This is a genomic window from Streptomyces sp. NPDC059832, from assembly GCF_042731715.1.
Lineage (GTDB): Bacteria > Actinomycetota > Actinomycetes > Streptomycetales > Streptomycetaceae > Streptomyces.
Window position 1 is genome coordinate 336,240 of record NZ_JBHWIY010000001.1, and the last position, 24,581, is coordinate 360,820.

At 71.3% G+C, this 24,581-nt stretch carries 27 protein-coding genes and 1 pseudogene; 14 read left to right on the plus strand and 14 right to left on the minus strand.

Annotated features, from left to right (window positions below):
• Positions 1–63 precede the first annotated feature (63 nt).
• Positions 64–270 carry a DUF5988 family protein gene (locus ACFV8T_RS00960; RefSeq protein WP_331748586.1) on the minus strand — a complete coding sequence of 69 codons (207 nt, stop codon included), beginning with the start codon at positions 268–270 and terminating at the stop codon, positions 64–66.
• Between the two features lie 230 nt (positions 271–500).
• Between ACFV8T_RS00960 and ACFV8T_RS00965 the strand changes: the two genes are divergently transcribed.
• From ACFV8T_RS00965 to ACFV8T_RS00985, 5 genes are all read left to right on the plus strand, one after another.
• On the plus strand, positions 501–833 hold the full coding sequence (locus ACFV8T_RS00965) for a hypothetical protein (RefSeq protein ID WP_385323080.1): 333 nt from the start codon (positions 501–503) through the stop codon (positions 831–833).
• 72 nt (positions 834–905) lie between these two features.
• Complete coding sequence (locus tag ACFV8T_RS00970) at positions 906–2,525, plus strand: helix-turn-helix domain-containing protein (RefSeq protein WP_385323081.1); 1,620 nt, start codon at positions 906–908, stop codon at positions 2,523–2,525.
• The gene (locus ACFV8T_RS00975) at positions 2,526–3,095 is read left to right on the plus strand and encodes a transcriptional regulator (protein WP_385323083.1); all 570 of its coding nucleotides are present in this window, start codon (positions 2,526–2,528) and stop codon (positions 3,093–3,095) included.
• Between the two features lie 63 nt (positions 3,096–3,158).
• Positions 3,159–4,118 (plus strand): DUF2268 domain-containing protein, encoded by a 960-nt coding sequence (locus ACFV8T_RS00980; RefSeq protein WP_385323085.1) that lies wholly within the window; start codon positions 3,159–3,161, stop codon positions 4,116–4,118.
• Entirely contained in the window at positions 4,115–4,963 is an 849-nt protein-coding gene (locus ACFV8T_RS00985; protein WP_385323086.1) for a MerR family transcriptional regulator, read from the plus strand. The genes ACFV8T_RS00980 and ACFV8T_RS00985 overlap by 4 nt, the downstream gene beginning before the upstream one ends.
• 40 nt (positions 4,964–5,003) lie before the next feature.
• Here the strand turns inward: ACFV8T_RS00985 and ACFV8T_RS00990 are convergent, their stop codons facing one another.
• From ACFV8T_RS00990 to ACFV8T_RS01010, 5 genes are all read right to left on the minus strand, one after another.
• Positions 5,004–5,768 carry an SAM-dependent methyltransferase gene (locus ACFV8T_RS00990; protein WP_385323088.1) on the minus strand — a complete coding sequence of 255 codons (765 nt, stop codon included), beginning with the start codon at positions 5,766–5,768 and terminating at the stop codon, positions 5,004–5,006.
• A gap of 93 nt (positions 5,769–5,861) precedes the next feature.
• A complete protein-coding gene (locus ACFV8T_RS00995; RefSeq protein ID WP_385323090.1) occupies positions 5,862–6,260 on the minus strand; it encodes a hypothetical protein in 399 nt (132 codons plus the stop codon).
• 48 nt (positions 6,261–6,308) lie between these two features.
• On the minus strand, positions 6,309–6,584 hold the full coding sequence (locus tag ACFV8T_RS01000) for a YdeI/OmpD-associated family protein (protein ID WP_385323092.1): 276 nt from the start codon (positions 6,582–6,584) through the stop codon (positions 6,309–6,311).
• A gap of 277 nt (positions 6,585–6,861) precedes the next feature.
• The gene (locus ACFV8T_RS01005) at positions 6,862–7,635 is read right to left on the minus strand and encodes an ABC transporter permease subunit (RefSeq protein WP_385323094.1); all 774 of its coding nucleotides are present in this window, start codon (positions 7,633–7,635) and stop codon (positions 6,862–6,864) included.
• The gene (locus tag ACFV8T_RS01010; protein ID WP_385323096.1) at positions 7,632–8,552 is read right to left on the minus strand and encodes an ABC transporter ATP-binding protein; all 921 of its coding nucleotides are present in this window, start codon (positions 8,550–8,552) and stop codon (positions 7,632–7,634) included. The genes ACFV8T_RS01005 and ACFV8T_RS01010 overlap by 4 nt, the downstream gene beginning before the upstream one ends.
• Before the next feature lie 179 nt (positions 8,553–8,731).
• On the opposite strand from ACFV8T_RS01010, the gene ACFV8T_RS01015 reads away from it, so the two are divergent.
• Positions 8,732–9,937 (plus strand): sensor histidine kinase, encoded by a 1,206-nt coding sequence (locus tag ACFV8T_RS01015; RefSeq protein WP_385323098.1) that lies wholly within the window; start codon positions 8,732–8,734, stop codon positions 9,935–9,937.
• Positions 9,934–10,638, plus strand: a complete 705-nt coding sequence (locus tag ACFV8T_RS01020) for a response regulator (protein WP_385323100.1) — start codon at positions 9,934–9,936, stop codon at positions 10,636–10,638. The genes ACFV8T_RS01015 and ACFV8T_RS01020 overlap by 4 nt, the downstream gene beginning before the upstream one ends.
• Here the strand turns inward: ACFV8T_RS01020 and ACFV8T_RS01025 are convergent.
• On the minus strand, positions 10,607–11,599 hold the full coding sequence (locus ACFV8T_RS01025; RefSeq protein WP_385323102.1) for an alpha/beta fold hydrolase: 993 nt from the start codon (positions 11,597–11,599) through the stop codon (positions 10,607–10,609). The genes ACFV8T_RS01020 and ACFV8T_RS01025 overlap by 32 nt on opposite strands.
• Positions 11,600–11,665: 66 nt before the next feature.
• On the opposite strand from ACFV8T_RS01025, the gene ACFV8T_RS01030 reads away from it, so the two are divergent.
• Complete coding sequence (locus ACFV8T_RS01030; protein ID WP_385323104.1) at positions 11,666–12,250, plus strand: helix-turn-helix domain-containing protein; 585 nt, start codon at positions 11,666–11,668, stop codon at positions 12,248–12,250.
• Here the strand turns inward: ACFV8T_RS01030 and ACFV8T_RS01035 are convergent.
• The 3 genes and pseudogenes from ACFV8T_RS01035 to ACFV8T_RS01045 form a co-directional block, all read right to left on the minus strand.
• The gene (locus ACFV8T_RS01035; RefSeq protein ID WP_385323105.1) at positions 12,219–13,775 is read right to left on the minus strand and encodes a PH domain-containing protein; all 1,557 of its coding nucleotides are present in this window, start codon (positions 13,773–13,775) and stop codon (positions 12,219–12,221) included. The genes ACFV8T_RS01030 and ACFV8T_RS01035 overlap by 32 nt on opposite strands.
• A gap of 149 nt (positions 13,776–13,924) precedes the next feature.
• Positions 13,925–14,263: pseudogene (locus ACFV8T_RS01040) on the minus strand (hypothetical protein); the annotation flags it as partial.
• Between the two features lie 187 nt (positions 14,264–14,450).
• Positions 14,451–15,302 (minus strand): LysR family transcriptional regulator, encoded by an 852-nt coding sequence (locus tag ACFV8T_RS01045; RefSeq protein ID WP_385323107.1) that lies wholly within the window; start codon positions 15,300–15,302, stop codon positions 14,451–14,453.
• Positions 15,303–15,382: 80 nt separating this feature from the next.
• Between ACFV8T_RS01045 and ACFV8T_RS01050 the strand changes: the two genes are divergently transcribed.
• Positions 15,383–15,889, plus strand: a complete 507-nt coding sequence (locus ACFV8T_RS01050; RefSeq protein WP_385323109.1) for a cupin domain-containing protein — start codon at positions 15,383–15,385, stop codon at positions 15,887–15,889.
• A 178-nt stretch (positions 15,890–16,067) separates the two neighbouring features.
• The gene (locus tag ACFV8T_RS01055; protein ID WP_385323111.1) at positions 16,068–16,874 is read left to right on the plus strand and encodes an alpha/beta fold hydrolase; all 807 of its coding nucleotides are present in this window, start codon (positions 16,068–16,070) and stop codon (positions 16,872–16,874) included.
• Between the two features lie 123 nt (positions 16,875–16,997).
• Here the strand turns inward: ACFV8T_RS01055 and ACFV8T_RS01060 are convergent, their stop codons facing one another.
• A complete protein-coding gene (locus tag ACFV8T_RS01060) occupies positions 16,998–17,708 on the minus strand; it encodes a hypothetical protein (RefSeq protein WP_385323113.1) in 711 nt (236 codons plus the stop codon).
• A 409-nt stretch (positions 17,709–18,117) separates the two neighbouring features.
• Between ACFV8T_RS01060 and ACFV8T_RS01065 the strand changes: the two genes are divergently transcribed.
• The 4 genes from ACFV8T_RS01065 to ACFV8T_RS01080 all read left to right on the plus strand — a co-directional run bounded on the left by ACFV8T_RS01065 (position 18,118) and on the right by ACFV8T_RS01080 (position 22,274).
• The gene (locus ACFV8T_RS01065) at positions 18,118–19,377 is read left to right on the plus strand and encodes a sensor histidine kinase (RefSeq protein ID WP_385323114.1); all 1,260 of its coding nucleotides are present in this window, start codon (positions 18,118–18,120) and stop codon (positions 19,375–19,377) included.
• Complete coding sequence (locus ACFV8T_RS01070; RefSeq protein WP_385323116.1) at positions 19,362–20,009, plus strand: LuxR C-terminal-related transcriptional regulator; 648 nt, start codon at positions 19,362–19,364, stop codon at positions 20,007–20,009. The genes ACFV8T_RS01065 and ACFV8T_RS01070 overlap by 16 nt, the downstream gene beginning before the upstream one ends.
• 52 nt (positions 20,010–20,061) lie before the next feature.
• Entirely contained in the window at positions 20,062–20,601 is a 540-nt protein-coding gene (locus ACFV8T_RS01075) for a hypothetical protein (protein ID WP_385323118.1), read from the plus strand.
• 443 nt (positions 20,602–21,044) lie between these two features.
• Positions 21,045–22,274 carry a PQQ-binding-like beta-propeller repeat protein gene (locus ACFV8T_RS01080; RefSeq protein ID WP_385323120.1) on the plus strand — a complete coding sequence of 410 codons (1,230 nt, stop codon included), beginning with the start codon at positions 21,045–21,047 and terminating at the stop codon, positions 22,272–22,274.
• Positions 22,275–22,371: 97 nt separating this feature from the next.
• On the opposite strand, the gene ACFV8T_RS01085 is transcribed toward ACFV8T_RS01080, so the two are convergent.
• The 3 genes from ACFV8T_RS01085 to ACFV8T_RS01095 form a co-directional block, all read right to left on the minus strand.
• Complete coding sequence (locus tag ACFV8T_RS01085) at positions 22,372–23,346, minus strand: GNAT family N-acetyltransferase (protein ID WP_385323122.1); 975 nt, start codon at positions 23,344–23,346, stop codon at positions 22,372–22,374.
• A 169-nt stretch (positions 23,347–23,515) separates the two neighbouring features.
• On the minus strand, positions 23,516–24,169 hold the full coding sequence (locus ACFV8T_RS01090) for an NUDIX domain-containing protein (protein ID WP_385323123.1): 654 nt from the start codon (positions 24,167–24,169) through the stop codon (positions 23,516–23,518).
• Entirely contained in the window at positions 24,166–24,543 is a 378-nt protein-coding gene (locus tag ACFV8T_RS01095; protein ID WP_385323125.1) for a DUF4406 domain-containing protein, read from the minus strand. Before ACFV8T_RS01095 ends, ACFV8T_RS01090 begins: the two co-directional genes overlap by 4 nt.
• Positions 24,544–24,581: the final 38 nt, after the last annotated feature.

Consider the following 24,581-nt stretch of genomic DNA (forward strand, 5'->3'; position numbering starts at 1 on the left):
GCGGGGCCGGGCGAAGGCCGTGTCGAAGAACTGCAGGGCGGGAGAACCGGGGCGGGAACGTCTTCACCCGGGGACTTCCGTACGCTCCCACCATTCGTAGACGGGCAACGTCCCCTCGGCTGTCTCCTGGTGGCGCGACGTGGCCCTGAAGTGTTCGTACCCGCCACGGAACGAGATCTTGATGTCGGGCCCAGGTGCGGTGAGGGGGACGATCCGGTCGGGGAGATCGTCCGGGCCGCCTTCGAGTACTACTTTCGGTGCGTCGGTCATGGTGAGAGTTTCTCCGGGTGGTGGTCCGGCTCCTTCGTGACGCGCCGAAGGGCTCACCGCAGCCCGCCGCGCCCCACTCCGACGGCGTGCCCGTGGCTCCCTGACGGGGCATCACCGACGCGGTCGCCCCGGGGTCCCCCCGGCGGACCGGATACTGTCCAACTTGTTGCGAAGTTATGCGAGTGGTAACTTCGCAACAAGTTGGACAGTACTCCCCGGGAGGTGGACGGGTGCTGCAGATCCAGATCGGCCCCGAGCGCGCGGCGGACGCGGACGACCGCCTGATGCGGACCACCCTCGGGTGGCGCCGGGGCATGAGCGAGGACGAGGCATGGGAAGCAGGCCGCGGCATCTGGAAGTTCAACGCCGACCGGGCCCTGTCGCAGGACGAGGTGCAGATCATCAACACCGAAGGCACGGTTCTCGCGGTCGCGAGGATCATCGGCATCTCCAAGCACGGTGACCGTTACGCTCTCGAAGGCGAACTCCTGCGTGACGACCCCCGCGTCGGCCGCCCCACCAGGAGCCCGCATCTGTCCCGTAACCCCGTCACCTACATCTGACGGGCCTCATGACACTCCAGCCGCCCCGCGTGTCCAAACAGGCCGCGGCGACACCGCGAAGGGAGCGCTCCGGTGAGTGACTTCGACGCCATCGACGCGCTGCTCGCGGCCGTCGGCCCGCAGGCCGCACTCCCGCCGGCGGACGTCCGCCGGGAGCTGCGGGAGCGGGCCAGGCTCTCCAAGGCCCAGGTGGCCCGTACGCTCGGCGTGAGTCCCAGCACGGTCGGCGGGTGGGAGAGCGGCCGCGACCCGGCGGACGAGATCCGCGCCAAGTACGCGTATCTGCTGGACGGGCTGGCCGCCAAGTTCACCACCGGGACGGAGCGGGAAGGGGCGTCCTCGGCGTCCTCGGCGCCCGATGTCTCCCCGCCGTCTCCGGTGACCGGGGAGAACGAGGCCGGGGATGACGCCGGGGACGAGATCGGGGACGACACGGCGGACGACGCCGGGGACGAGGTGGAGTTCCTCGCCGCCCCCGAGCCGTGCGTGCTGTGCGGATCACCGGCCGGCCACCGGGTGGCGGGCTTCGCCCAGCACCTGGACCCGGTCGACTGCCGACCCGCCACCGCCACACTGCCCACCGCCACGTCACCCACCGCCACGTCGCCCGAGCCCCCGGCCTCTCGGACCCCCGAGCCCCCGGCCCCCGGGGCGGCGCCGTCCCGGGCCGCCGCGCGCCCCGCGCAGCGCTCCCGGGGCCCGGCCAAGCGGGCGTTCCAGGAGGAGTCCGGGCCCGGGGACCTGATCGGCCGGACGGTCCGGGCGGCGCTCGCCGAGCACCGGGGCGACGTCGACGCGGCCCTCGCGGCCCTGCTGAAGCGGGCGATCCCGGACGCGATGCGGCTGCTGGACGAGACCCGCAAGGGGGCGCGGTACGACATCGTGGCGCACCCGTGGATCCCGGACATCCTGCGCAAGCAGACCTCCAAGGGCGCGGACCAAATCTGGGAGGCGCGTCCGAAGTGGACCCGTCACGAACTGCCGCCCGGCCGCCACGAGGTGACCGCGCTCGATGTCAACGGCGCCTACCTCTCTGCCCTGAAGACCCACCTTCCGCTCGGCCAGCTGGAACACACCACGGGCTTCGCCCATGACCGCCGCCGCGCCGGTGTCCACCTGATCACCCCGCCCGAATGGGAACACGGGGCGGTGCTGCCCAACCCGATCGGCAACCGGGACGAGCCCGGCCCGCTGTGGGTCACCGAGCCGACCCTGCGCCTCCTGCTGCGCCTCTCCGGCCCGAAGCACGCCCTGTGCGCACCCCCGGAGATCCATGAGTCCTACACGTCCGGCGCGACGGAGAACCTGCTGGAGAAGTTCCGCGTCGCCCTCAAGGACGCCCGGGACACGGCGATCACCGAGGACGACGAGGTGACCCTGGAGTACGTGAAGGCGATGTACTCGAAGTTCGTCTCCACGATGGGGGAGTCGAACTACAACCGGGAGCTCTACCGCCCGGACTGGATGCACATCATCCGCAGCCAGGCGTTCGCCAACCTCTGGATGAAAGCCCTCAAGGCCCACGACGAGGGCCTCACCGTCGTACGCGCGATGGGCACCGACGAGCTCCACGTCATCGGCGACTGGCACCGTGTCTTTCCCGAAGGCCGTGGCGTGACCGAGGTCAAGATGAAGGACACCTACACCGCGGGCAGCGGCGACACCGAGGACATGTCGGGGGAGGAGGAGTAGATGCCCGAGAGGACCATCGACTTCGGGAAGTTCGGCGCCCGGGGCATCAAGGGCAGCGACGCCGTCGCACGCAAACTCGACGAGCTGTCGGGCGGCATCGTCACTCCGGTGACCGTGAAGCGTGGTCTGATGGCGCGCCTGCACTACCTGACCAGGACGGACCACAGCCGCAGGGCGGCCAGGGACGCCGGGCTGACGGTGACCGACCGTACGCTGAAGGCGTGGCTGGAGGAGAGGCGCCGACCGTCGAAGGCCAACCTGGAGCGCATCGACGCCGCCTATCGCCAGGTGCGCCGCCAGAACGTCGCCCGGCATCTCCTGCGACGCCTGAATGCCCGCGGCGGCACGCGGGTCGAGATCCACCCGCTGAACCAGTCGCAGGTACCGCGCCCGCTCCAGCGGGTGGTGGAGTACCGCACGATGAACGTCCGCCGCTGGGACCGCATCGTCGAGGCCTGGGCGTCCGGCGACCAACAGGGCCTGGACGACGCCTGGGAGGACACGATCGTCGACCTGGGGTCGCAGTGGGGGCAGTACGAGTACGTCACCAACATCGGCTTCGCCGCGTAGACGTGCGTTCCGCCGCCGCACGGCTTGCCCCTCCTGCAACAGGAGGTCCTACGTTCCCATGGCATGAAGATTGTTGTTCATGACACGGCGTCCGCCATGTTCGATCTCCTGCACAGCCCGTTGGAGGAACGGCCCGACGCCCTGCGGGACATGCTCGGCCCGCTGCAGAGCGTGATGTCCACGGTGGGTGATATCGACACGTTCCAGATGCACACGACGGGCAGTGGCTTCCGGATCGACCGTGAGGACCCGCGCTATCTGACAGCCCTGCGACAGATGCGGGACGCGGGAGTGTGGGACCGGATCGAGCACTGCCTCGCCGCCGCGTGGGAGCGGCTGAGCGGTGCCGTGCCCGAAGCCAGGAGCGCCGGGACCGTCCATGTCGTCCTGGTGCTCGGCGACCCCGACGACGACCACCTGACGGTCCGCAACGCCGGCTACTTCGGCATGGGCGGAATCCCGGGCGCGATCCAGCTGACGATGTGGCCCACCGGGACCAGCCTGGCGAAGATCGGCCACGCCGCCGCGCACGAGCTCCACCACAACGTGCGCTACGCCAATGTGGCCTGGAACCCCATGACGGTCACGGTCGGCGAGCAGGTCGTGGCCGAAGGCCTGGCCGAGGCGTTCGTACGGGAACTGGCGGGTGAGCGGGCCATGGGGCCCTGGGCGACGGCGCTGTCCGGCACGGAACTGGACGATGCCCACAGGAAGATCGTGGCCGGGATCGACGTGGCGGGGATGCAGAACCTGCCCGCGTACGTGTACGGCGACGCCACCGCGCGACTGATGGGGCAGCAGCCCGTCGGACTGCCGGACTTCGCCGGATACGCGGCCGGTCTCCGGATCGTCGATGCCCACCTGGCGGCCTCCGGCCTGACCGCGGCCCGGAGCACCGCGCTGCCCGCGCACGACATCCTCGCGAACGCGGGCGTGCCCACCGGGGCGGCGACCGAGGGGCCTCCCGGAACAGCGGGCCCCGAAGCCCCCGCCCCGGCGAGCTCGGCGACACTGGGCGGATGACCAGTGACGTTCCCGAGCAGGAACCGGCCACCACCGAGGCGGGAGCCGGGGCGCCCGGCGCCGGCGGCCTTGCCGTCGGACGGGCGGCCGCGCTCGTCGGAGTCAGCGTGAAGACGCTGCACCACTGGGACGCCATCGGTCTCGCGCGCCCCGGCGGACGCACCTGGGCCGGGCACCGGGTGTACTCGGGCGACGACATCGCCCGGATCCACCGCGTCCTCGTCTACAAGGAGCTCGGCTTCCCGCTCGCCGAGATCGGCCGGATCCTCGACGCCCCGGACGTCGACGCGCACGACCACCTGCGCCGGCAGCGGTCACAGCTCGTGGAACGCATCGCCCGTCTCCAGAGGATGGTGGGCGCCGTCGACCGCATGATGGAGGCGTCGAAACCCGGGATGCGGCTGACGCCCGAGGAACAGGTCGAGATCTTCGGCGCCGACTGGCGGCCCGCCTGGGTCGAGGAGGCCGAGGACCGCTGGGGCGACAGCGAACAGTGGGCCCAGTACGCGGAGCGGGCCGCCGCGATGACACCGGAGGACTGGAAGGAGACCGCGTCCGCGACCGAGGCCCTGGACGCCGACCTCGCCGCCGCGAGGCGTGCCGGAGTCGCACCGGGCTCCGCTGCGGCGAACGCCCTCGCGGAGCGGCACCGTGCCATGATCTCGGCGCACTTCGACTGCACACCCGCGATGCATGTGTGCATCGGGCGGATGTACGTCGACGAGCCCGGGTACGCCGAGCACTACGACGCCCTCGCGCCGGGCCTGACCGTCTGGCTGCGCGAGGTGATCCTCGCGAACGCCGGGGCGCGAGGCGTCGACCCGGAGTCCGCGAGATGGGAGTGATCGCGCGCTGCCGTCGGGGCGGCAGGTGCTCCGGAGTCGTTCAGCCCACAGGAACGAGCGTGAGGTAGGCCATCCCGAGCACTCCCCGGTAGCCCTTCAGCCAGCTCGACCGGTGCCGGTCGACGCGCTCGCGTGTCTCCTCTGCCAGCGGGTGGTCCGGGTGAGTGGCCAGCCACTCCTCCACGTCCGACTGATAGCCGGACTCGAAGTCCTCCCACTCGTCGTCGCCGGCCGTCTCGATCCAGACGGGCCGGAACCCGGCGGACACCGCGACGTCGACGAGTCCTGCCAGGTCATGGAATTCGTCGGCGCGGGCGTCCGGCCACATCGCGGCCAGTTCGGCGGAGGTGGGGGAGCGCTGCCAGAAGCCCTCGGCGAGCAGGACCCGCCCGCCGGGCGCGACGATCCGGCGCAGCGCACGCAGCGCGCCCGCACTGTGCTCGGGCGGTTCCGCGTCGCTGAGGGCGTGACTGGCCCCGAGACACAGGACGAGGTCGGCGGACCCGTGCGACGCCTCCTCGGCGGCCCCCTCGACGAACTTCACGCGTCCGGTCAGCGCACGGGCCTCGGCGTTCACGCGTCCCCGGGCGATGTCCTCGCCGTTGAGGTCGATTCCGGTCCCGGTCGCTCCCGGCACCGCGTCGAGGACGCGGAGCATCAACTCCCCCCAGCCACAACCGATGTCCAGAACACGTGCCGGGGCGGCCCGGCCGAGCCGGTCGACGATCCGCGCGGCCCGCGCCTCGGACAAGGGGCCGTGGAATGTGAGCCGGGTCAGACGCGGCGGAAGATCGGTTTCAGTCATGCGGCGCACGCTAACGCCGACGGGCCGGCCATGGACACCGAGTTTCGCCCTGGCCATGGACACCGGGTTTCGCCCCGGTCGCGCCGGATCACCTCAGAGCCGACAGGGCCACACACCGACGCTCTCCCCTCCGACGCGGACCTCGACCCAGATCGCATCGGCGCTGTCCGGCGGTGGCGGAACCCCGAGTTCGAACAGGAGCGGCGCGCCGCCCACGTCCAGCAGCGCCATGCCGTCCCCGGTGAGACCCAGCCGCCCCCGGAAGACGATGCGGTCGCCGTCCTCCCGGAATCCCGGGGTGGCGGAAGCGGCCGGCCAGGTGTTCCGCGACCAGGCGATGTCCTCGTCGACGGTCCACTCGACATGGTGTTCGTGGCCCACTTCCTCGGGGGCGCCGTGCCAGAGCACGACGGCGGTGCCCACCGCGGAGCGCACCCGGACCGTCGCGGGCCCCGACGGGGCCTGCCGCACCGCCTCTGTCCGGACCAACATCCCGCCATCATCCGCGACGCCGCTCCGCGACCGGACACCGCCCTCGGCTCATCCCGCCGGGTCGCCGCCGACGAGCCGGTGCAGGACCTTGTCGAGCCGGGCCTTCCGGGTCTCCGGGGTGAGCGCCTGCAGCAACGGCAGGATCAGCTGGTAGCGCTCCGACCTGCCGAGAGCCTCGAATGCCTTCCCGGCCCCGGGATCCACGTCGAGTGCCGCCACCAGGTCGGGCGGTGCCGTCGCCCTGATGGCCCAGTCCCGCTCGCCCGCCTGGGACGGGCCCTTCCGGCCCCGCAGGACGTACCGTCCCCGGACGGGCGGCGGCATGCCGGCGCCGCGGACCTGACGCCGCTCACGATGTCGCAGCGCCCCGGAAACGGGGGAGTGTTCCGGGGCGCTGCTGCCTGTGTGCCGACTCGCCCCGTGGGGCGGCGGATGGCGGTACGCAGGTGGGGCTTCCCGTGTGCGATGCGGTCGGTGCCTGCCGCCGGGTGCGGTAGCCGGTCCGCTCATAGCTTTGACCTCCGCGCTGTCGTTCCGATGACGTCCGGCTGACGTACCGCTGACGCACGTACTCGCCGCACTCGACGGCCTGACCCGGCCGTCAGGCGTCCCGCCCGCGCAGGACCAGATAGCCGCCGATCAGGGCGGCGGCCGTCCAGGCCAGCAGAATGGCGAGAGCCGCCCCGGTCCCGTAGCCGGGGCCGAAGCGTCCGTCGCCGGACGGCCCGGCGATGTGCATCAGTTGCAGACCGGCCTGGTCGGGCAGATACCGCAGGACGGGCTTCAGCGCGGGGACGTTGCCGAGCCCCTGGGAGCCGAGGAACAGCAGCGGCAGCAGAATGCCCATCGAGATCGCCGAACTGCGCACGACGGTCGCGATGCCCATGGAGAAGGTACAGATCAACGTCAGATAGACCACCGCCCCGGCGAGCGCGGCCGGGACTCCGTCCGCGGTGAGCTTCGTGCCGTACGGGCCGAGCGCCGCCTGTGCCGCGAGGAAGGTGGCGAGGACGGTCACCGTCGAGCCGGCGAGGGCGGTCACCGTGCCGGCCAGCACCTTGCCGCAGTAGAGCAGACCGCGCCCCGGCACCGCGGACAGCGAGGTCCGGATCGATCCGGACGCGTACTCGGAACCGACGAGCAGGGCGCCGAGCACGACGAGGGCGAGCTGCCCGAGCGTCACGCTGTACAGGGCGGCGACCAGCGGATCGAAGTTGGCGACATGCTCGATGTCGCCGCGCCAGTTGAACGCGACGAGGGTGCCGATACCGGTGCTGAGCACGAAGGCCAGCAGCAGGGTGAAACCGGTCGAGCGCACGGTCCACACCTTGGTCCATTCGGCGGCGAGAACCGCCCGGGGCGAGTTGCTGCTCATCGCTGTGCTCCTCCCGGCTGCTCCGCCCGGTACTCCACCGCGTCGGCGGTCAGCCGCATGAACGCCTCCTCCAGAGACGTGGTGCTCCGTGTCACCTCGTGCACCGGCACCGCGTGTGCCGCGACGAGCGCGCCGATCCGCTCCGCGCCGGCGGCCGCGCTCAGGGTCCCGTCGGCGCAGTCGGTGACCTCGATCCCCGCACCGGCCAGCACCTCGCGCAGCCGCTGCGGTTCCGGCGTGCGCACCCGCACCCCCGCTTCCGTGTGCCTGTCGATGAACGCGGCCATTCCGGTGTCCGCGAGGAGCCGGCCGCGGCCGATCACGACGAGGTGGTCCACGGTGAGTGCCGCCTCGCTCATCAGGTGACTGGAGATCAGGACGGTGCGCCCCTCGGCCGCCAGGTCCCGCAGGAGGTGCCGGATCCACCGGACACCTTCCGGATCGAGCCCGTTGACCGGCTCGTCGAGCACCAGGACGGCCGGGTCGCCGAGCAACGCCGCGGCGATTCCCAGCCGTTGGCCCATGCCCAGCGAGAACGTCCCCGTCCGCCGGTGCGCGGCGCCCGCCAGCCCGGCCAGCTCGATCACCTCATGGACCCGGCGGGCCGGGATCCGGTTGCTCCGGGCCAGGCACCGCAGGTGGTTGAGCGCGGTCCGGCCGGGATGCACGGCCCCGGCGTCGAGCAGCGCGCCCACCGTACGCAGCGGATCACGCAGCCGCCGGTACGGTGCGCCGTCGATGCGCACTTCGCCGGCCGTCGGCCGGTCCAGGCCCAGCATCATCCGCATCGTGGTCGACTTTCCGGCGCCGTTGGGGCCCAGGAACCCGGTCACCAGACCGGGCCGTACCCGGAAGCCGAGCCCTTCCACCGCGGTGGTGTTCCCGTAGCGCTTGGTCAGGTTGGTCACTTCGATCATGTCGGCGATGGTCCGCGACGCGAAGCCCCCGCCGCATCAGGCCCGGGGCCGACCGCTCTTTCTCCACCCACGGGTGGAGACGGGCCGTCGCAGGAGGCCGCGCGTCCGACCACGGGGGGAGCGCCCGGGACAACCGCCGGACGGAGGTGGCGCGCCGTGCGCCTGGATAGGGTCGAGCGGTGCGAGCAGGTACTGAGGTGGACGCGGACGATCATCCGATCCTGGCCCGGCGGCTGAGCCGACGCCAACTGATCGGCCTGGACTGTGCGTTCGTGTTCGGCTACGCGGTCGCGCTGCTGCTGACCGGATCGACAGCCGACGCGCCGTCGTCCGCGACGGCCACCCCGGCCCCGGTGCCGTGGGAGCGGCTCGTGCTCATCGCCGCGGCCACCGTGCCCGTCGCCGTACGAAGGATCCGGCCGTTGCCCGTGTTCCTGTCCGTGCTGGCGGTGACCGTCGTCGCCGTCGTACGGGACGCCACGTGGGATCCGTTCCTGTCGGCGGCGTACGCCATGTACACCGTCGCCCTCACGATGCCGTCGCACCGTTGGTGGCAACGATGGCTGCCCGGACTGTCGTTGGCGGCCCTGGCCCTGGCCGGCGCCGCCGGAGCGACGCACGCGGGCGACGCGTACTGGTGGCGCGGCGGCCCGGGGCTGCTGCTGCTCGGCTCCACCGCGCTGCTCGGCGCCTGGCAACTGGGGCGCTCCGCGCGGCAGCGGCGGGCGTTCGCCGTCCGGGCGGCGGAGCAGCTCGCTCAGCGGGCCGTCACGGAGGAACGCCTGCGGGTCGCCCGCGAACTGCACGACGTCGTCACCCACAGCATGGGCCTGATCGCGGTCAAGGCCGGCGTCGCCAACCACGTCCTGCACGTCAGGCCGCAGGAGGCGCACGACGCTCTGCAGGTCATCGAACGCACGAGCCGCACCGCGCTGAACGACATGCGCCGGATGCTCGGTGTGCTGCGCACCCCCGACGGCGAGCGGCAGCCGGCGTCGCTCGGACCGGTTCCCGGCGCGGTCGCACTTCCCGAACTCGTCGGGCAGGCCGGTGCGCAGCTGACGGCGCGCGGTGTCGAGAACCTGCCCGAAGGAGTCGCGCTGGCCGTCTACCGGATAGTTCAGGAGGGGCTCACCAACGTCGCCAAGCACGCCGGCCCGGAACCTCGTTGCCGGGTGGAGGTCGCCGCGAACGGCCGCGACGTCCGGATCGACATCACCGACGACGGCGGCGGCCGGGTACCCCCGACGGAGACGACCGGCGGTCATGGCATCGTCGGCATGCGCGAACGCGTCGCCCTGTACGGCGGCACCTTCACCGCCGGACCGCGTCCGGAGGGCGGCTTCGCGGTGCACGCGTCCCTGCCCTACGAGGAGAGCACATGATCCCGCCCACCGACTCCGGCGATCCGGTCCGGGTCCTCATCGCCGACGACCAGGCGCTGCTGCGCGGCAGCCTTCGGGTGCTCGTCGATGCCGAGCCCGGCCTGGTGACCACGTCGGAGGCGGCGAACGGCACGGAGGCGGTGCGCTGCGCCCGGCAGGACCCGCCGGACGTGGTCCTGATGGACGTACGGATGCCGGGAACGGACGGCATCGAGGCGACCCGGCAGATCTGCGGCTCTCCCGGCACCGCGAACGTCAAGGTGCTGATCCTGACGATGTTCGACCTGGACGAGTACGTCTACGCCGCGCTGCGGGCCGGCGCCAGTGGCTTCCTGCTCAAGGACACACCGCCCGCCGAGCTGATCGCGGCGATACGGATCGTCGCCGGAGGCGATGCGCTGCTGGCACCGGCCGTGACGCGGCGGCTGATCGCGGAGTTCGCCCACCGCCCGGAGCCCTCGCAACCGCTGTCGCGCACCCTGGACGGTGTGACCGGACGCGAGCGCGAAGTCCTCGCGCTCATCGCCCGGGGCCTGTCCAACACCGAGATCGCCGAACGGCTGTACCTCGGCATCGCCACCGTGAAGACCCACGTCAGCCATCTGCTCACCAAGCTCGGCTGCCGTGATCGCGCCCAGTTGGTGATCGTCGCGTACGAGAGCGGACTGGTCACGGCGGCACGGCCACCGACCGGTCCCTGAAGGCGGGTTCCCGGCTCCGCCGGGGGTGTCGGTCCGCCTTGCGGAGCAGGTCGTCGATCGCCCGGAGCACGGCGTCCTGGCGCTCCTCGTGCAGCCAGCCGTGCCCGGCGTCAGCCAGGATCCGGTGCTCACCGTCCCGGACCGAAGCGGCCAGCCCGGCGTGCAGCGCGGTCTTGGCGTCGTTGATCCGCCGCAGCACCGCCGCGGACCACAGCTGGGCCTGCACGTCGTCGTGGCCCAGGACGGTGAGGACGATCAGCGGGACGTCCGGGAGCTCCGGTCCGGTGCGGAGCTCGTCTGCGACCACGTCGTAGAGGTTGCGGTCCTCGTGCAGACCGGCCCGCCACGCGGTGGTGGCGTGGTGTTCGACGAGCGGCTCGCGTACGGGTTCCGGCCAGTTCGCGAAGAGCGGCGCGGCCTGGTCGCGGGCCTGCCGGAGCTGTTCCTGTGTCAGCTCCGGTATGTCCCGGCTGTGCAGCCGCGCCAGCTTCTCCCGCGCTTCCTCAGGTCCGTGCGCGTGGAGATCCTCGTGGAAGGGGTCCAGCAGGAGCAGCCCGGACACCTCGTCGGGGAAGAGCTGCGCGTAGCGACGCGCGTAGGCGCCGCCCAGTGAATGGCCCACCAGCAGATACGGGGCGGGTACGTCGGCGGCGTGCAGCAGATCGTGGAGCTCGCCGGCGACCTCGGCGGCGGTGCGGGGCAGGTCGGCCGGCTCGCTCCAGCCGGTACCGGCACGGTCGTAGAGCACGCTGGTGGTCGACTCCGCCACCCGGTCGTGGGTGTTGAGATAGTCCAGGCCGACCTGCCCGGCTCCCGGCAGGAACACCACGGCCGGGCCCCCGCTGCCGGAGCGGTGCAGCATCAACTTCCGTCCGGCAGCGGCGTACAGGCGACCCAGCGGGGGCCGGGAGCACGTTTCCTCGGGGCCGGCCGAGCCGACTTCGGGCGACGGATGGGGCATGACCGGTGTCCTCACTCTCACTGTTCTCATCTTTGAGAAAAGTATCGAAGGTGAGAACATTCGTCCATGGATACGGTTGATCTGCTTCTGCACCCGGTGCGGATGCGCCTTGTGCACGCCATGCACGACGGGCGGACGCGTACGACCACCGAACTCTGCGCCCTGCTGCCCGACGTCTCGAAGGCCACCGTCTACCGGCATGTCGGCCTGCTGGCCGACGGGGGGCTGCTCGCGGTGGAGGGGGAGCAGCGGGTGCGTGGCTCGGTCGAGCGCCGGTACCGGCTGCACCGCACCCGGGCGGTGATCGACCCCGGCACGATCGCGGCGATGTCGCCGGAGGACTACCGCCGGGGCTTCGCCGTGGCCATGGCCACCCTGCTGGCCGAATTCAACGCGTACCTCGACCGCGAGGACGCCGATCCGACCGCCGACCTGGTGGGCTTCCGCCAGCACACGCTCTGGCTCAGTCGCGACGAACTCATCGAGATGATCGGCGAGTTGCGCGAGGTGATCGTGGCCCGGATGAGCCATGCCCCGTCACCGGAACGCACCCGACACCTGCTCAGCCCGATCCTGTTCCCCACCGAGGCACCGTCCACCGAGGCGCCGCCCCCGGACCTCACCCCGCCGCGGGGCGCAGCTCGCGGATGATGCGGGTCAGGTCGGCCGGCGCGGCCGCGAGGCGGACCGGTCTGCCCCCGTCGTCGAGTTCGGCGATGTGCCAGCTGCCGGGGACGGTGTCGCCGTCGCCGCCCCGGACCCGCCGCACACCCTTGACGGTGAGCCGGTCCACCGGGATCGGTTTCGCCGCGAAGCGGCCGGGGCCGGGGTGGGGCGTCACCGCGGGCGGGCCGTCACCGAGGACGATGTGGGTACCGAAGAGGTGCGGGTTGTAGTCGGTCTGCTCCAGGAAACGGGCGGGCACGAACACCTCCCCCGCCTCCCTCTCCTTCCCCTCCGCCGCGGCGGATCCCGCCGCCGCTCGGGGCGTACGCACCCGGGTGGCCCGCCAGGCCAGGGCGAACAGACCCAGCGTGCCCGCCGACCCCACGACCGCCCAGGTGACCGCCGCAGGGGAGGTGAGCAGGTTCGTGGGGTACCGGTAGCAGAGCGGCAGCAGCCACAGGGCCGTACCGACGAGCACGCCCGCGAAGGGAAGCGCCGAGGGAAGCACCTCGTCGTCGGGCAGCCGGCGCCCGCGCAGCCGCAGCAGCACCCTGGCCCCGGGGTAGCCCGCGGCCAGGGCCAACGCGGCCACGAGGGCGGCTGTATCCCCGGCGGCGGTCACGTGCTCGCGCCATTCGTGATGCTCTCCGGCGACCTTCATCACCTCGCCGCGCCAGAGGGTGACCTCGACGCTGTCGCCCGGCCCGAAGCCCTGGGCGCCCTCCTGCGAGACCGCGAGCCGCTCCAGTGGGCGGCGGTCGGCGAAGTACAGCCAGCTGGGCCTCTTGGGCCGGCGGACCTCGGTCCTCGCGATCACGGCGGGCACGGTGGTCAGACAGTCGCGGCGCTCCGTCGCGGTCGCTCCTGCGGTCGTCCCGGCGGTCGTGCACGGGACGGCCGACTGCCACGCCCGTGCGTACGAGGAGGTGTTCGGCAGGAACCACGCGGTCGCGGCCGCCACCGCGAGCAGCAGCACGCACAGGCTCAGCGGACCGGCCGAAGGGCGCCCGGCAGTGCGGCGCGAGATGACGGGGATGTGGTCCGACTCCGGGGCGCCATGGCGAGCGTGCAGCGCGCGGAGCGCCTCCAGCTCCGCGTCGAACTCCGCACGGTCGTCGGGCGACCAGCTCTGCGGCAGGGGCAGGAGCCGCCTGCGCCCGTCGCGCAGCGCCAGACCGACGCGCCGGGATTCCGGCACCCGGGAGTTGTTCTCGTGCTTCAGGAGGATCCGCAGACCGGCGATGTCGCGCCACGGCACACTCCGGCGGCGCAGCAGCGTCCGGGTGTGCACGCCGTACGCGTCGGCGCTCACCCGGGTGGTGACCATGCTCAGCGCCAGGACACCCAACAGCGCGGGCAGCAGACCGACGCTCAGCCACACGTCCAGGAGCCCGCCCCGGTACGCCAGGCGCACCACGGCCAGGCACGCCCCGGCACCCCCGAGCCCGACAAGGAACCACAAGGGGCGTTTCCGGAACGGGGGGCAGGTCACTTCCTGGACATCGCGCATGCACGGAATCCTGCCACCGGCCGGGCCGCACCTTCTTGTGAGATGTCCGGCAGCTCTCCGGCCCGCCACACTGCCGACTTGCGTACGGAGCGGGGGCGTACGTACCGGACCAGGCGGCCTGGGCCGAGCGGGCAGTTCAGGCACCGCACCTACGGCCTTCCGCTCAACGCCCTTCCGCACCACTCCCCTCCGGCTTCCGGGCCTTCCGGTCTCATGCGTTCGAACGCGGTGGGGGTCGTCCGCCGGCGAAGGAACTCCTCGATGTCCCGGGCACACTCGGCCGGGCTCGATTCGCCGGTGTCGCACTCGATGTCATAGACGCCGTGCGCATGGACCCGGTCGAACTGGCGGGCAGCCAGCCCCGCCGGACGATCACCGCGCGCCCGCTCCCGGCGCTCCAGCTCCGGCAGGGGGCAACGCACACCGACGAGGACGACGTCCCGAGGGGGAAACAGGGCCAGGCAGTCCTGGAGGCGCCACGGCCACGATTCCTATGCCCAGGCGGCCCCGCGAGGCCGGCGGCGGTAAAGGCGTGCGGCAGACCGTAGCGAAAATGGGGCACGGTCCGGTCTTTCGACCTGCTCGGCAGCGGAGGTTCCTATGAGCCCGTAGCGCCCTGGGCCTGGGGATCGGGGCGTGTCGTACAGGTTGTGTTCGGTACCGGCGGTGAGGATCTCAGCCGTGGTAGGCGGCGATTGCGGTCTGGACGAACGAGCGGATCAGGGGATTCCTGTCGTCCTCGTTCCATGCCGCAACCACGCGGCTTGGCGGCATGTCGATCAGTGGCACCACGGTGAGCCCCGCTGTCGGCTCGTGGTTCAGGAGGGTCATGCCGACCGTGCCGTTCCAGAGAACGGCTTGCCGACACTCCTGGACGGTACGCACCACCGGGCCCTCGCGAGGTTCCCCGCCGTTCCAGTACGACTGCCAGATGGGGTCGGTGCCCTCCGGAAACAGGAACCAGCGGCGATCGGCCAGGTCGGCCGGCTTCAAGCTGCCGCGGCGGGCCAGCGGATCGTCGGCGCGCAGCAGTGCTCCCACCGGGTCGGCGCGCAGCGCGTGCACGGTCAGGCCGGTCTCGTCGAAGGGGCCGCGGGTCAGGGCGACGTCGACCAGTCCCGCGTGCAGCCCGCAGGTGGGATCGGTCAGATCGGCCTCGCGGATGCGGACCTCAACGTGCGGGTGCAGCCGGTGGTAGGCGCGGGCCAGCCGGGATGCGCCCGGGTCGGTGCTGTCGCCCAGGAAGCCGACGGTGAGGGTCGCGGCGCCGGCCGCCGCGGCCACGCGTACGCGTACCCGGTCGGCCTGGTCGAGCAGGGAGCGCGCCTCATCGAGCAGTACCGCCCCCACCGGAGTCAGCGTGACACCGGCGGACGATCGGTCGAACAGCACGGCGCCGACTTCGGTCTCCAACTGCTTGATCGCCCGGCTCAGCGGCGGCTGGCTCATGTGCAGCCGGGCGGCGGCCCGGCCGAAGTGGAGCTCCTCGGCGACCGCGACGAAGTAGCGCAGCGTGCGTAGCTCCATGGTGCGACGATACCCGTACGGTATCGACTCCACGGAATGGGTCTTGGACTTCCGGGTTGCCCCGGCGGTGGAATCGACGCATGACTGACGAACCGAAGACCAGCGAGCCGATGGCCGACCCCGCCGTATCGGTGGTCGGTCCGGGCGACGGCGAGACGATCCTCCTGGGCAGCACGCGCATGCGTGTCCTGGAAGACGGCAGCAACACCGGGCACCGTCTCGGCCTCGCCGAGTCCGTCCTCGCGCCGCACACGCCCGGACCACCCCAGCACCGCCACGCCCAGCACGACGAGGGCTTCTACATCATCTCCGGCACGGTGCGCTTCACGGTCGGCGACAAGGACTACGACGCGACCGCGGGCACGCTCGTGATGGTCCCGCCCGGAGCCCCGCACACCTTCGCCAACACGACCGACCAGCCGGCCGTCATGCTGAGCACCTTCACGCCGGACCTGTACGTGCAGTACTTCCGGGACCTGCAGGAGATGTTCGCCGGTGGCCGGGCGCCGACCCCACAGGCGAGCATTCAGGTGATGAGCCGTTACGCCACCGAGCCCGCCGTCGACTTCGCCCGGAAACCGGACTGACAACGCCGCCCGGCAGGCCGCCACCGGATCCGGCAGGCCGCCACCGGATCCGGCCGGCCGCAGCGAGAAAGGCAGCCGCCGGGGCGGCCGACCGCTGTCGGCAGCACGGGGCGTCGGCAGCACGGGGCGTCGGCAGCCTGTCGGTGCTGTGTCGGCAGACAGGTGCACGCTTGTGCGCATGACTGAGCTTCTCGCATCGTCCGATGACCTCCGCCCCATCACCGCTTTCGACGACGGATCCGGGCCGAACCTGCTGGTGGTCCACCCGGGTGGTGGGGACGCGACCACCTGGAACAGTGTCACCCGCCACCTGGCCGACGACTATCGCGTCGTCAGGATCCACCGACGGATCTACGCTCCCGGAGCAGAGATCGCACTACCCCACTCGATGGCCGTCGAGGCAGCCGACATCGTCGCGGTCGCGGAACTCCTCGACTCACCGGTGCTTCTCGTGGGGCATTCCTCGGGCGCCGTCGCCGCGCTGGAAGCAGCGTTGCTCGCCCCGACGGCGTTCGCCGGACTGTTCCTCTATGAACCTCCCATGCCCACCCGGGAGTTGCTCGCCGGGGAGGCGGGAGCACGTGCGCGTGCCGCGCTCGACGCGGGCGACCCGGTCGAGGCGATGCGTATCCACATGCGCGACATCGTCCGCATGCCTGCGAACACGGTCGATGCGATGTTCGCCGACCGGCAAGTGCAAGCGGCGTTCGCCGCCTACGCGCCGGCCCAGATCGCGGACGACGAGGCAATCGACGCACTCGGCGTCGGTATCGATCGCTTCGCGAACATCGAAACGCCGACGAGCCTGATCGAGGGAGACCTCAGCCCCGCCCACTTGCGCGAGCGCCTGGCCGATCTGGCGGCAACCCTGCCGAACGCGCGGACCGTCACGCTCGCCGACCAGGGACACATCGCCCACCTCACCGCTCCTGACACACTGGCCAACGCCATCCGGGACATGGCGGAACAAGTTCTCCACGTATGAAGCATCCGGGATGCCCCGTCGGCTGAAGCACTCGTTCAACAACACAACGACCGGCGGGCCAACCACCAACTGTTGCCCCGCCGGTCCTGGTTCGGCCGCACGGCCTGCGTCCCGCACGGGACCTCAGGACTTCGGTACCGGCGGCAGTTCGGCGTGCTCGACCGTGTAGCCGCCCTTGGTCACCGGGGCGTACGGCGCGGGCGCCATGCAGGTGCCGACCGGGGCATCCTCGGGAGCGGCATCGCCGTTCGGCATCAAATTCACGCCGTTCCAGGAGAAGCCCACGCGGTCGTCGGAGTGCCCCTGGTCCCTGCCGCCGTCGTAGACGCTGAATCCGAGCCGACGCCCGACGTCGGGCGGCCCACCGGGGCCGACCTTGGTGATGATCGCCGTCAGCGTCGCCGTGCGGGGGCCCGTGACCAGGCAGTCCACCCGCCCTTCGGACGTGTAGGTGGTGTTCCGCTCGGCCGAGTAGTGGGAGACCTTGATCGTTCCCCGGGCATCGGTCGGCAGACCCGTGGGTATCCCGGGCAGTGGTCGGCTGTACGGGGCAGCGTGCGCGTCGAAGCTGAACGAGCGGATGTCGTCGTCCTTGTAGTAGGGCAGGACGAACTCCGCGCTTCCGGTGACACTTGCGTACGCCGGCTTCCCCGCACGCTGCCCGGCAGAAGATGCGGACGAGGCGGACGAGGCGGACGAGGCGGACAAGGGAGAAGAGGGGGAGGAGGCAGGCGAGGGAGGAGAGGCAGAAGCGACCGAGGCGCCGCTGAGGGGCAGGCAGGCGGCGAGCGCGACGAGTACGGCCATCGTCTTGCGGGGGGACAGTGAAATCACCGTGTTCTCCTGGGAGTTGGTGGTCCGTCGTGACGTGGTCCATCCTTCATGGCCGTCCCCTCCGGCCCATCAGCCGCGATCCGTAATCCCCGACGCGCTCACCTCAACCGTGAGACCTACCGGTGTCAGCCTCCGGTCGCACGGGCGGCAGCCCGCTCAGCGCGATTTTCCCTGTCGCTTCCTTCTCCTGTGCTTCCTGGTGCGGTGCCGACGTCAGGAAGCGCACGGGTGGCGCGGTATGGGCCTGGCCGTACGGGTGGGTGGGGCCAGACCTACTCCGGTGCCGATCCGGCGGGAACCGGGCTCCGTACCGTGCAGAGTGAGACACCGAGCCGTACCGGCCGGATCGGCGCGCAGTGCAGGACACGCGAGTGCCGCGGCCGGAGTCACGAAGTGAGAAGGGACGGTCATGCGACAGCTGGTGCCGTGGGTGGCAAGCGCCTGCGTGGGGTTCGTACGGGCGTGCGTTGTGGTGGTCGTCAGCGTGCTGGTTCCGGCGGTGTGGGCCGCTGCGGTGGCGCTGGGGATCCGGTGGGGGGCGGGAAACCCGTGGTCGTGGGTGGCGCCGTTCGTGCTGGTGTGCGTGGGTACGCTCGCCCTCTCCCGCCCGGTCTGCCGGATGGTCCGCTTCCTTGTCGCGAGGTGGACCGCCACCTTCATCCCCGCCGGATACCGGCAGGCCGGGCCGGTGACGCGGATGTCCACCGGGTACTGGTGGAACGGCTTCAGCTACGAACGCACCAGCCGCGACGCCCTCATGGACCAGAAGTGGCGAGTTCGGTGGAAGGACCCCGCCAACTGGCGTGACCTGCGGTTCACGGCCATCGCGCCGTTCACCGCGGGCGTGGTCGCGTCCCTCCCGCCGGCCGGGGTGGCCGCGGCGGTCCTCGGGCTCGGGGAGTCGGGGCCCGTCGCGCGCGCCGCCGGGGTGCTCGGCCTGGTCGTGGCCGTCGCCGGCGCCCCGTACGCCTGGCGGACCGTCGAGCCGGTGGCCGTCCGCTTTCTGCGGGCGTCGCCCGCGATGGCGCTGGCGGACCAGGTGGACGAGCTGACGGCCCAGCGCGCGGACACGACGGTCGCGCAGGCCGCCGAGATCCGCCGGATCGAGCGGGACCTCCACGACGGGGCGCAGGCCCGCCTGGTCGTGCTCGGACTTTCCCTGGCCACGGCGGAGAAGCTGATGGAAACCGACCCCGAGCGGGCCAAGGCCCTGATGCGGGAAGCACGGGCCGGTGCCGCCACCTCACTGACCGAACTCCGCGACCTGGTCAGGGGAATCAACCCGCCGGTGCTGAACGACCGGGGGCTCGTCGAAGCCGTTCGCGCCTTCGCCCTGGACAGCCCGCTCGAAGCGGCCGTCACCACCGACCTCCAGCTGCGCCTGGACCCGCCGGTCGAGTCCGCCGTCTACTTCGGGATCGTCGAACTGGTGACCAACGCGGTCAAGCACGCCCGCGCGACCCGGGCGCGGATCACCCTGACCCGGGACGACACCGGCCTCGTCGTCGACGTCGAGGACGACGGCCGGGGCGGAGCCCGCGTGCGCGCCGACGGCGGACTCGCGGGGCTGCGCCGCCGCCTCGCGGCCTTCGACGGCACCCTGGAGATCACCAGCCCGGCAGGCGGCCCGACCCGCGCGAGGATAGTGGTGCCATGCGAATCGTTGTAGCCGAAGATCTCTACCTCCTGCGCGACGGGATGGTCCGCCTCATCGAGGCGTACGGACACCAGGTGGTGGCCACGGCGACCACCGGACCCGAGACGCTCGATGCGCTGCTGAAGTGGCGGCCGGACGTAGCCGTCGTCGACGTCCGCATGCCGCCGACCCAGTCGGACGAGGGCCTGCGGGCGGCCCTGGCCGCGCGCGGCGAACTGCCCGGACTGCCGGTCCTGATTCTCTCCCAGTACGTTGAACAGCTGTACGCCCGCGAGCTCTTGGCCGACGGTTCCGGTGGCATCGGCTATTTCCTCAAGGAGAGCGTGTTCGACGCCGACCAGTTCATCGACGCGCTGGAGCGCGTCGCCGGCGGCGGGACCGCCATGGATCCGGCCGTCATCGCCAAACTGCTGTCCAGCGGCTCCTCGAACCGGCGGTTGGAGCAGCTCACCGAACGCGAACACTCCGTGCTCGGCCTCATGGCCGAGGGAATGTCCAACCAGGCCATCGGCCGGCGGCTCTTCCTCAGCGAAAGCGCCATCAGCAAGTACACGACCTCCATGTTCGGCAAACTGGGCATCACCGATGGCGACGACAACAACCGCCGAGTGCTCGCCGTCCTCACCTACCTGAACAAGCCCTGACCCGACTGATGAACAACGACCCTTGCAGGCGACTGCCAGGACGAGAGGGATCATGCCGGACAGCGAGACCCGACGCCCTTTGCTCTTCCTCGACGTGGACGGCCCACTGAACCCTTATGACGCGCCCCCGCACAAACGCCCCGAGGGGTACAGCACCCACCGCATGCGACCGACGGGCTGGGACCACCCGTGGAACAAGCCGTTGCGGGTCTGGCTCAACCACGGCCATGGCGACCAGCTGCTCGCTCTTCCGTACGACCTGGTGTGGGCCACTACCTGGCAGGACGAGGCGAACGACTGGATAGGCCCTCACCTGGGTCTGCCGAAGCTCCCCGTCGTCAACTGGCCGACCACCGCCCAGCAGGGCGAATCCGGGCTGCACTGGAAAACGCGCACCCTGGCCGAGTACGCCGCCGGGCGCCCGTTCGCCTGGGTGGACGACGAACTGGGGCCCCAGGACAGGGAATGGATCGCCGGCCACCACGGCGCTCCCGCCCTTCTGCACCGGGTGAGCGCGCGCGTCGGGCTGCGGCCGGACGACTTCGGCACACTCACGGGCTGGGCGACGGGGCTGCGGCGGACCACGGCATGACCTTCGCACCCCGGCGCGGTGAGCCGGTGCGTATGCGATGTAGGAGGCAATCTCCTTGGGCCGGGTGACGTGGCGGCGGGTCAGGACCCGGTGCCGGCGGTCGGCCCGGTGCCAGGGGCGGTGCTCGGCGTGCTCACGCGCCGGGTGCCCGACCAGCCGCTCCGAACCCGTCCCGCTCAGCGTCCCCGAGCTCGGACACCTGATCCCGCGCTTCCCCTGGACGGCCAACTCCGCGCAGTGGCCCGGAATTCGCATCCGCACAGACCTCGGAGCGCCCCCGGCCCGAGCGGGTGGTCGCGACGGTTGCCCTGTGACGGGATCTTCACGGCCATGTCCCGACTGTGTGCCATCCGGCGGTCGGCCGAAAATCGCTGGTTAGCCTGGCGGCGCTCAAGGTGTCCCTGGGGGACGTCGGAACAGTCGGACGGAAGTGGGAAACAGGCATGGGCGGTCGTGTCGGGCACATGGTGTCGCGCAGGCAAATATTCAGGCTGGCCGGGACGGGACTGGGGCTGGCCGTGTTCGGGGCCGGGGTCGTGGGGTGCGGCCCCGAGGAGGAGGCGGTCGCACCGGGCGGCAGCGCGAAGCCGGGCGGGGAGAAGAACGGTGACACTTTCACCACCCCGCCGCCGGGCACCGCGCCCGAGCCGCTGTGGAAGGCGGCTGCCGCGAACACCAGCCTGGCCGGCATCGACGCGCTCGCGGTGATCGGGGACGTGGCCCTGGTGTCGGGCGATCCGCTGGTGGGACGGGACACGGTCAGCGGTAAGGAGAAGTGGTCGCGCAAGGGCGTCACCACGCCCGGCGCCAAACTGATCGTCGGCGGCGGCACGCTCTACCTCGCCAGCGCCGAGTACGACGGTGACGTGGTGGGTCTGGATCCGGCCACGGGCAAGGAGACCTGGCGCAGCCGCCTGGGCAAGAAGTACGAGCAGCCGCGCCCGATCGCGGCCGACGAACGCCATGTGTATGTCCTCGCCGGAATCCTGGAGAAGGACTACACGACGCCGAACAACGTGATCGCCGCGATCGACACCACCTCGGGCAAGATCGCCTGGCGTGAACAGCGCGATGCGGGGACAGAGGAGTACGGCATCACCGCCGCGGCCGTCGGCGGACGCCTGGTCTACACGGACTACCGGGAGAACGTGACGGTCCGGGACACGACGACCGGCCGACAGCTGTGGACGAAGAAGATCAGCCGGTCCAACAACCGACGCTTCGCCGTGCACGAGGGCCTGGTGATCGTGGCGGACGGCCGGCGGCTGCGCGCGTTCGACCTGGCCGACGGCAAGGAACGCTGGTCGCTTCGGACGGAGGAGTTCAGCTCGTTCAACGACCCGCATGTCCTGGACGGGGTGCTCTACGCGGCCGACAGTGCGCGCGGCATGTGGGCGGTGGACCCCGGTACGGGCAAGCAGATCTGGCACAACGACGACCTGCGGGACTCGGCTACGCAGGCGTGGCAGTTCGCCAAGGTGAACGGCACCTTGTACGGCGCGACCGAGTTCGACGAGGACGGCGGCGTGCACGCCTTCGACGCGGCGACCGGAAAGCTGCGCTGGACCTACAACGACAGAACCGGCGACATCCAGCAGTGGTACGTGGCGGCGGCGGGCGACCGGCTGGCCGTGATGCACGGGAAGCGGCTCTACGCGCTCCCCGCCGTGTGATCCGAACGCCCTGGCTGCGCGACGGGACCTCGCTCGCCCGTCGCTCCGCCCACCGGCCGCCCGCAGCATCCGGGGCGGTCGGCGGGGCCGGGCGCTCCTACTCGTCGTCCCAGGCCATCGAGCTCATCCGCCAGCCGCCGGGCGTCCGTACGAACTGGGTGGTCTTGCGGCCCGCGCCCTCGAACCACTCGCCGTCGAGGACACCGGACTTCCGGTACTCGCTGAACCGGTGCGCGATGGCCCCGAAGACCTCGGTCCGCGCGGCGACCTCCCATTCGGAGAACTCTGTCAGCGTCCCGTCGGTGAGCACTTTCTCCCGGGGCTCGATGAATGAGTCGAGGTCGTAGATCACGGGCTCGTCCCCGACGTTCGAGATGATCATCCCTTGCGGGATGAACACCTCACGGACGACGTCGAGGTTCGGCCCGCTGCCGCCGGTGTTGGCGAACGCGCCCAGGAAGGCGCGCATCAGCCGGTCGAGCTCGGCCTCGACGTCGGACACCGACGCTTCGCCCGCAGGCACTTCGCTCACGGGTGGCCACTCCCCGGAGAGGACCGACCAGACCTCGCTGTCGCGCCGCACGCCCCGGTACGCGGAGCGCTGCCGCAGCACACCGTCATGGGTCATCCCGAGCCGGCGCGCGACCTCGATGCTGCGGGTGTTGCCCGCCGCGACCCACCACTCGACCCGGTGCATCCCGCGCTCCGCGAAAGCCCAGTCGATCAACGCCCGGCAGGCCCGGGTCACCAGCCCCCGGCCTTCCCCGGCGGCCTCCAGCCAGCAGCCGATCTCACACACTCCGGAGGCGCTGTCGAAGCGCGTGAACATGACGCCGCCGACCAGTGTGCCGTCCAGCCAGATCCCGTAGATCCGGGCGGTGTCCTCGGCCTGTTTGTCGGCGTAACGCCGGAGGACGGCCGTGGCGGAGGCGAGGTCGGTACTGAACGTCGCCCAGGGTATCCAAGGGTCCACATAGGGCCGCGCGCGGTCGATATGGGCGAGGAACTCCTGAGCGTGCCAAGGCTCCAGGGGGCGGAGCTGAGCAGTGTCGCCGAGCGGCAGAGTGAACACGGATACCTCATCCTTGGGTACGTGACGAGCGTTCGGTACGTAGGCCAGCAGCATGCCGCCCGCACCCGGGGGCCGTGAAGCCCGACCCCGCTTCGAAGCCGCGCACGACCAGGTCGGCCCGCTGTCCGGACGATACTCCGACGGCGGCGCGTCCGTACCCTCGCCCTCATTATGCGAACGGCCCGTCGAGGGCGGCCCATTGGAGCAGCATGATGGTCTTGGCGTCGGCGATCGTGCCGTTGCGGATCCGGTCGAGCGCCTCGGTGAACGGAAGTTCCACGGTGGTGATGTCTTCGCCCTCGGCGGCGATTCCACCGGCGGAGGCGGGGGTGCCGGCCGTGTCGTAGGGGGCGGCGAAGAAATGCAGGCGCTCGGTGACCGAGCCGGGGCTCATATAGACGTCGAAGACGTGCTCGACGGTGCCGACGGTGTGTCCGGTCTCCTCGGCGGCCTCCCGGCGGATGGCTTCCTCCGGGCTGTCGCCGTCCAGGAGCCCGGCAGCGGTTTCGAGCAGCATGCCGTCGGGGTGCTCGTTGACATAGGCGGGGAGGCGGAACTGACGGGTCAGCAGCACGGTGCGCCGGTCGGTGTTGTGGAGCAGGATGGTCGCCCCGTCACCGCGGTCGTAGGTCTCGCGCTGCTCGCGGCTCCAGTGTCCGTCACTGTGTTGGTAGTCGAAGGTGGTCTTCCGCAGGACGTACCAGTCGCTGGAGAGCAGCTCCACCTCGCGGATCCGCACGCGCGGGTTGCCGGTGAGGTCGAGGCCGTGCTGGTCCAGGCCGGTGCGGCCGCGCCGGTCGGGGGTGTCGAGGCCGGCGGTCATCGGGCGGCCGGCACGGCGGCGAGGCCGGCGTAGACGTCCTTGCCCTGCGCACGGGCCTGGTCGACCATCCGGTCCGCCCCCTCGGAGGGGCCGCCGATCCGCAGGACCGCGTCGCAGCGGGAGAGCAGCCGCTCGGCGACGGGGTGGAAGATCTCCTGGAAGAGAGTGTCGCCAGGACTCGTGCTGCCGGCTGTCTCCAGGAGCGGCAGGGCGAGCGCCTCGCCGGTGACGGGCAGGTGCCCGGCGCGGAACAGGACGAGCGCGGCTTCGTTCATCGCCCGTACGTTGGCTTCGAGTTCGCGGGGGTCGTCGCCGGTGCCCGACCGGTAGGGGCCCGCGACGAGAATCATCTGTGCGCGTGGAACGCTGGTCATGACCGTTGACTCCTTGGGCATGGGCATGGGCATGGGCG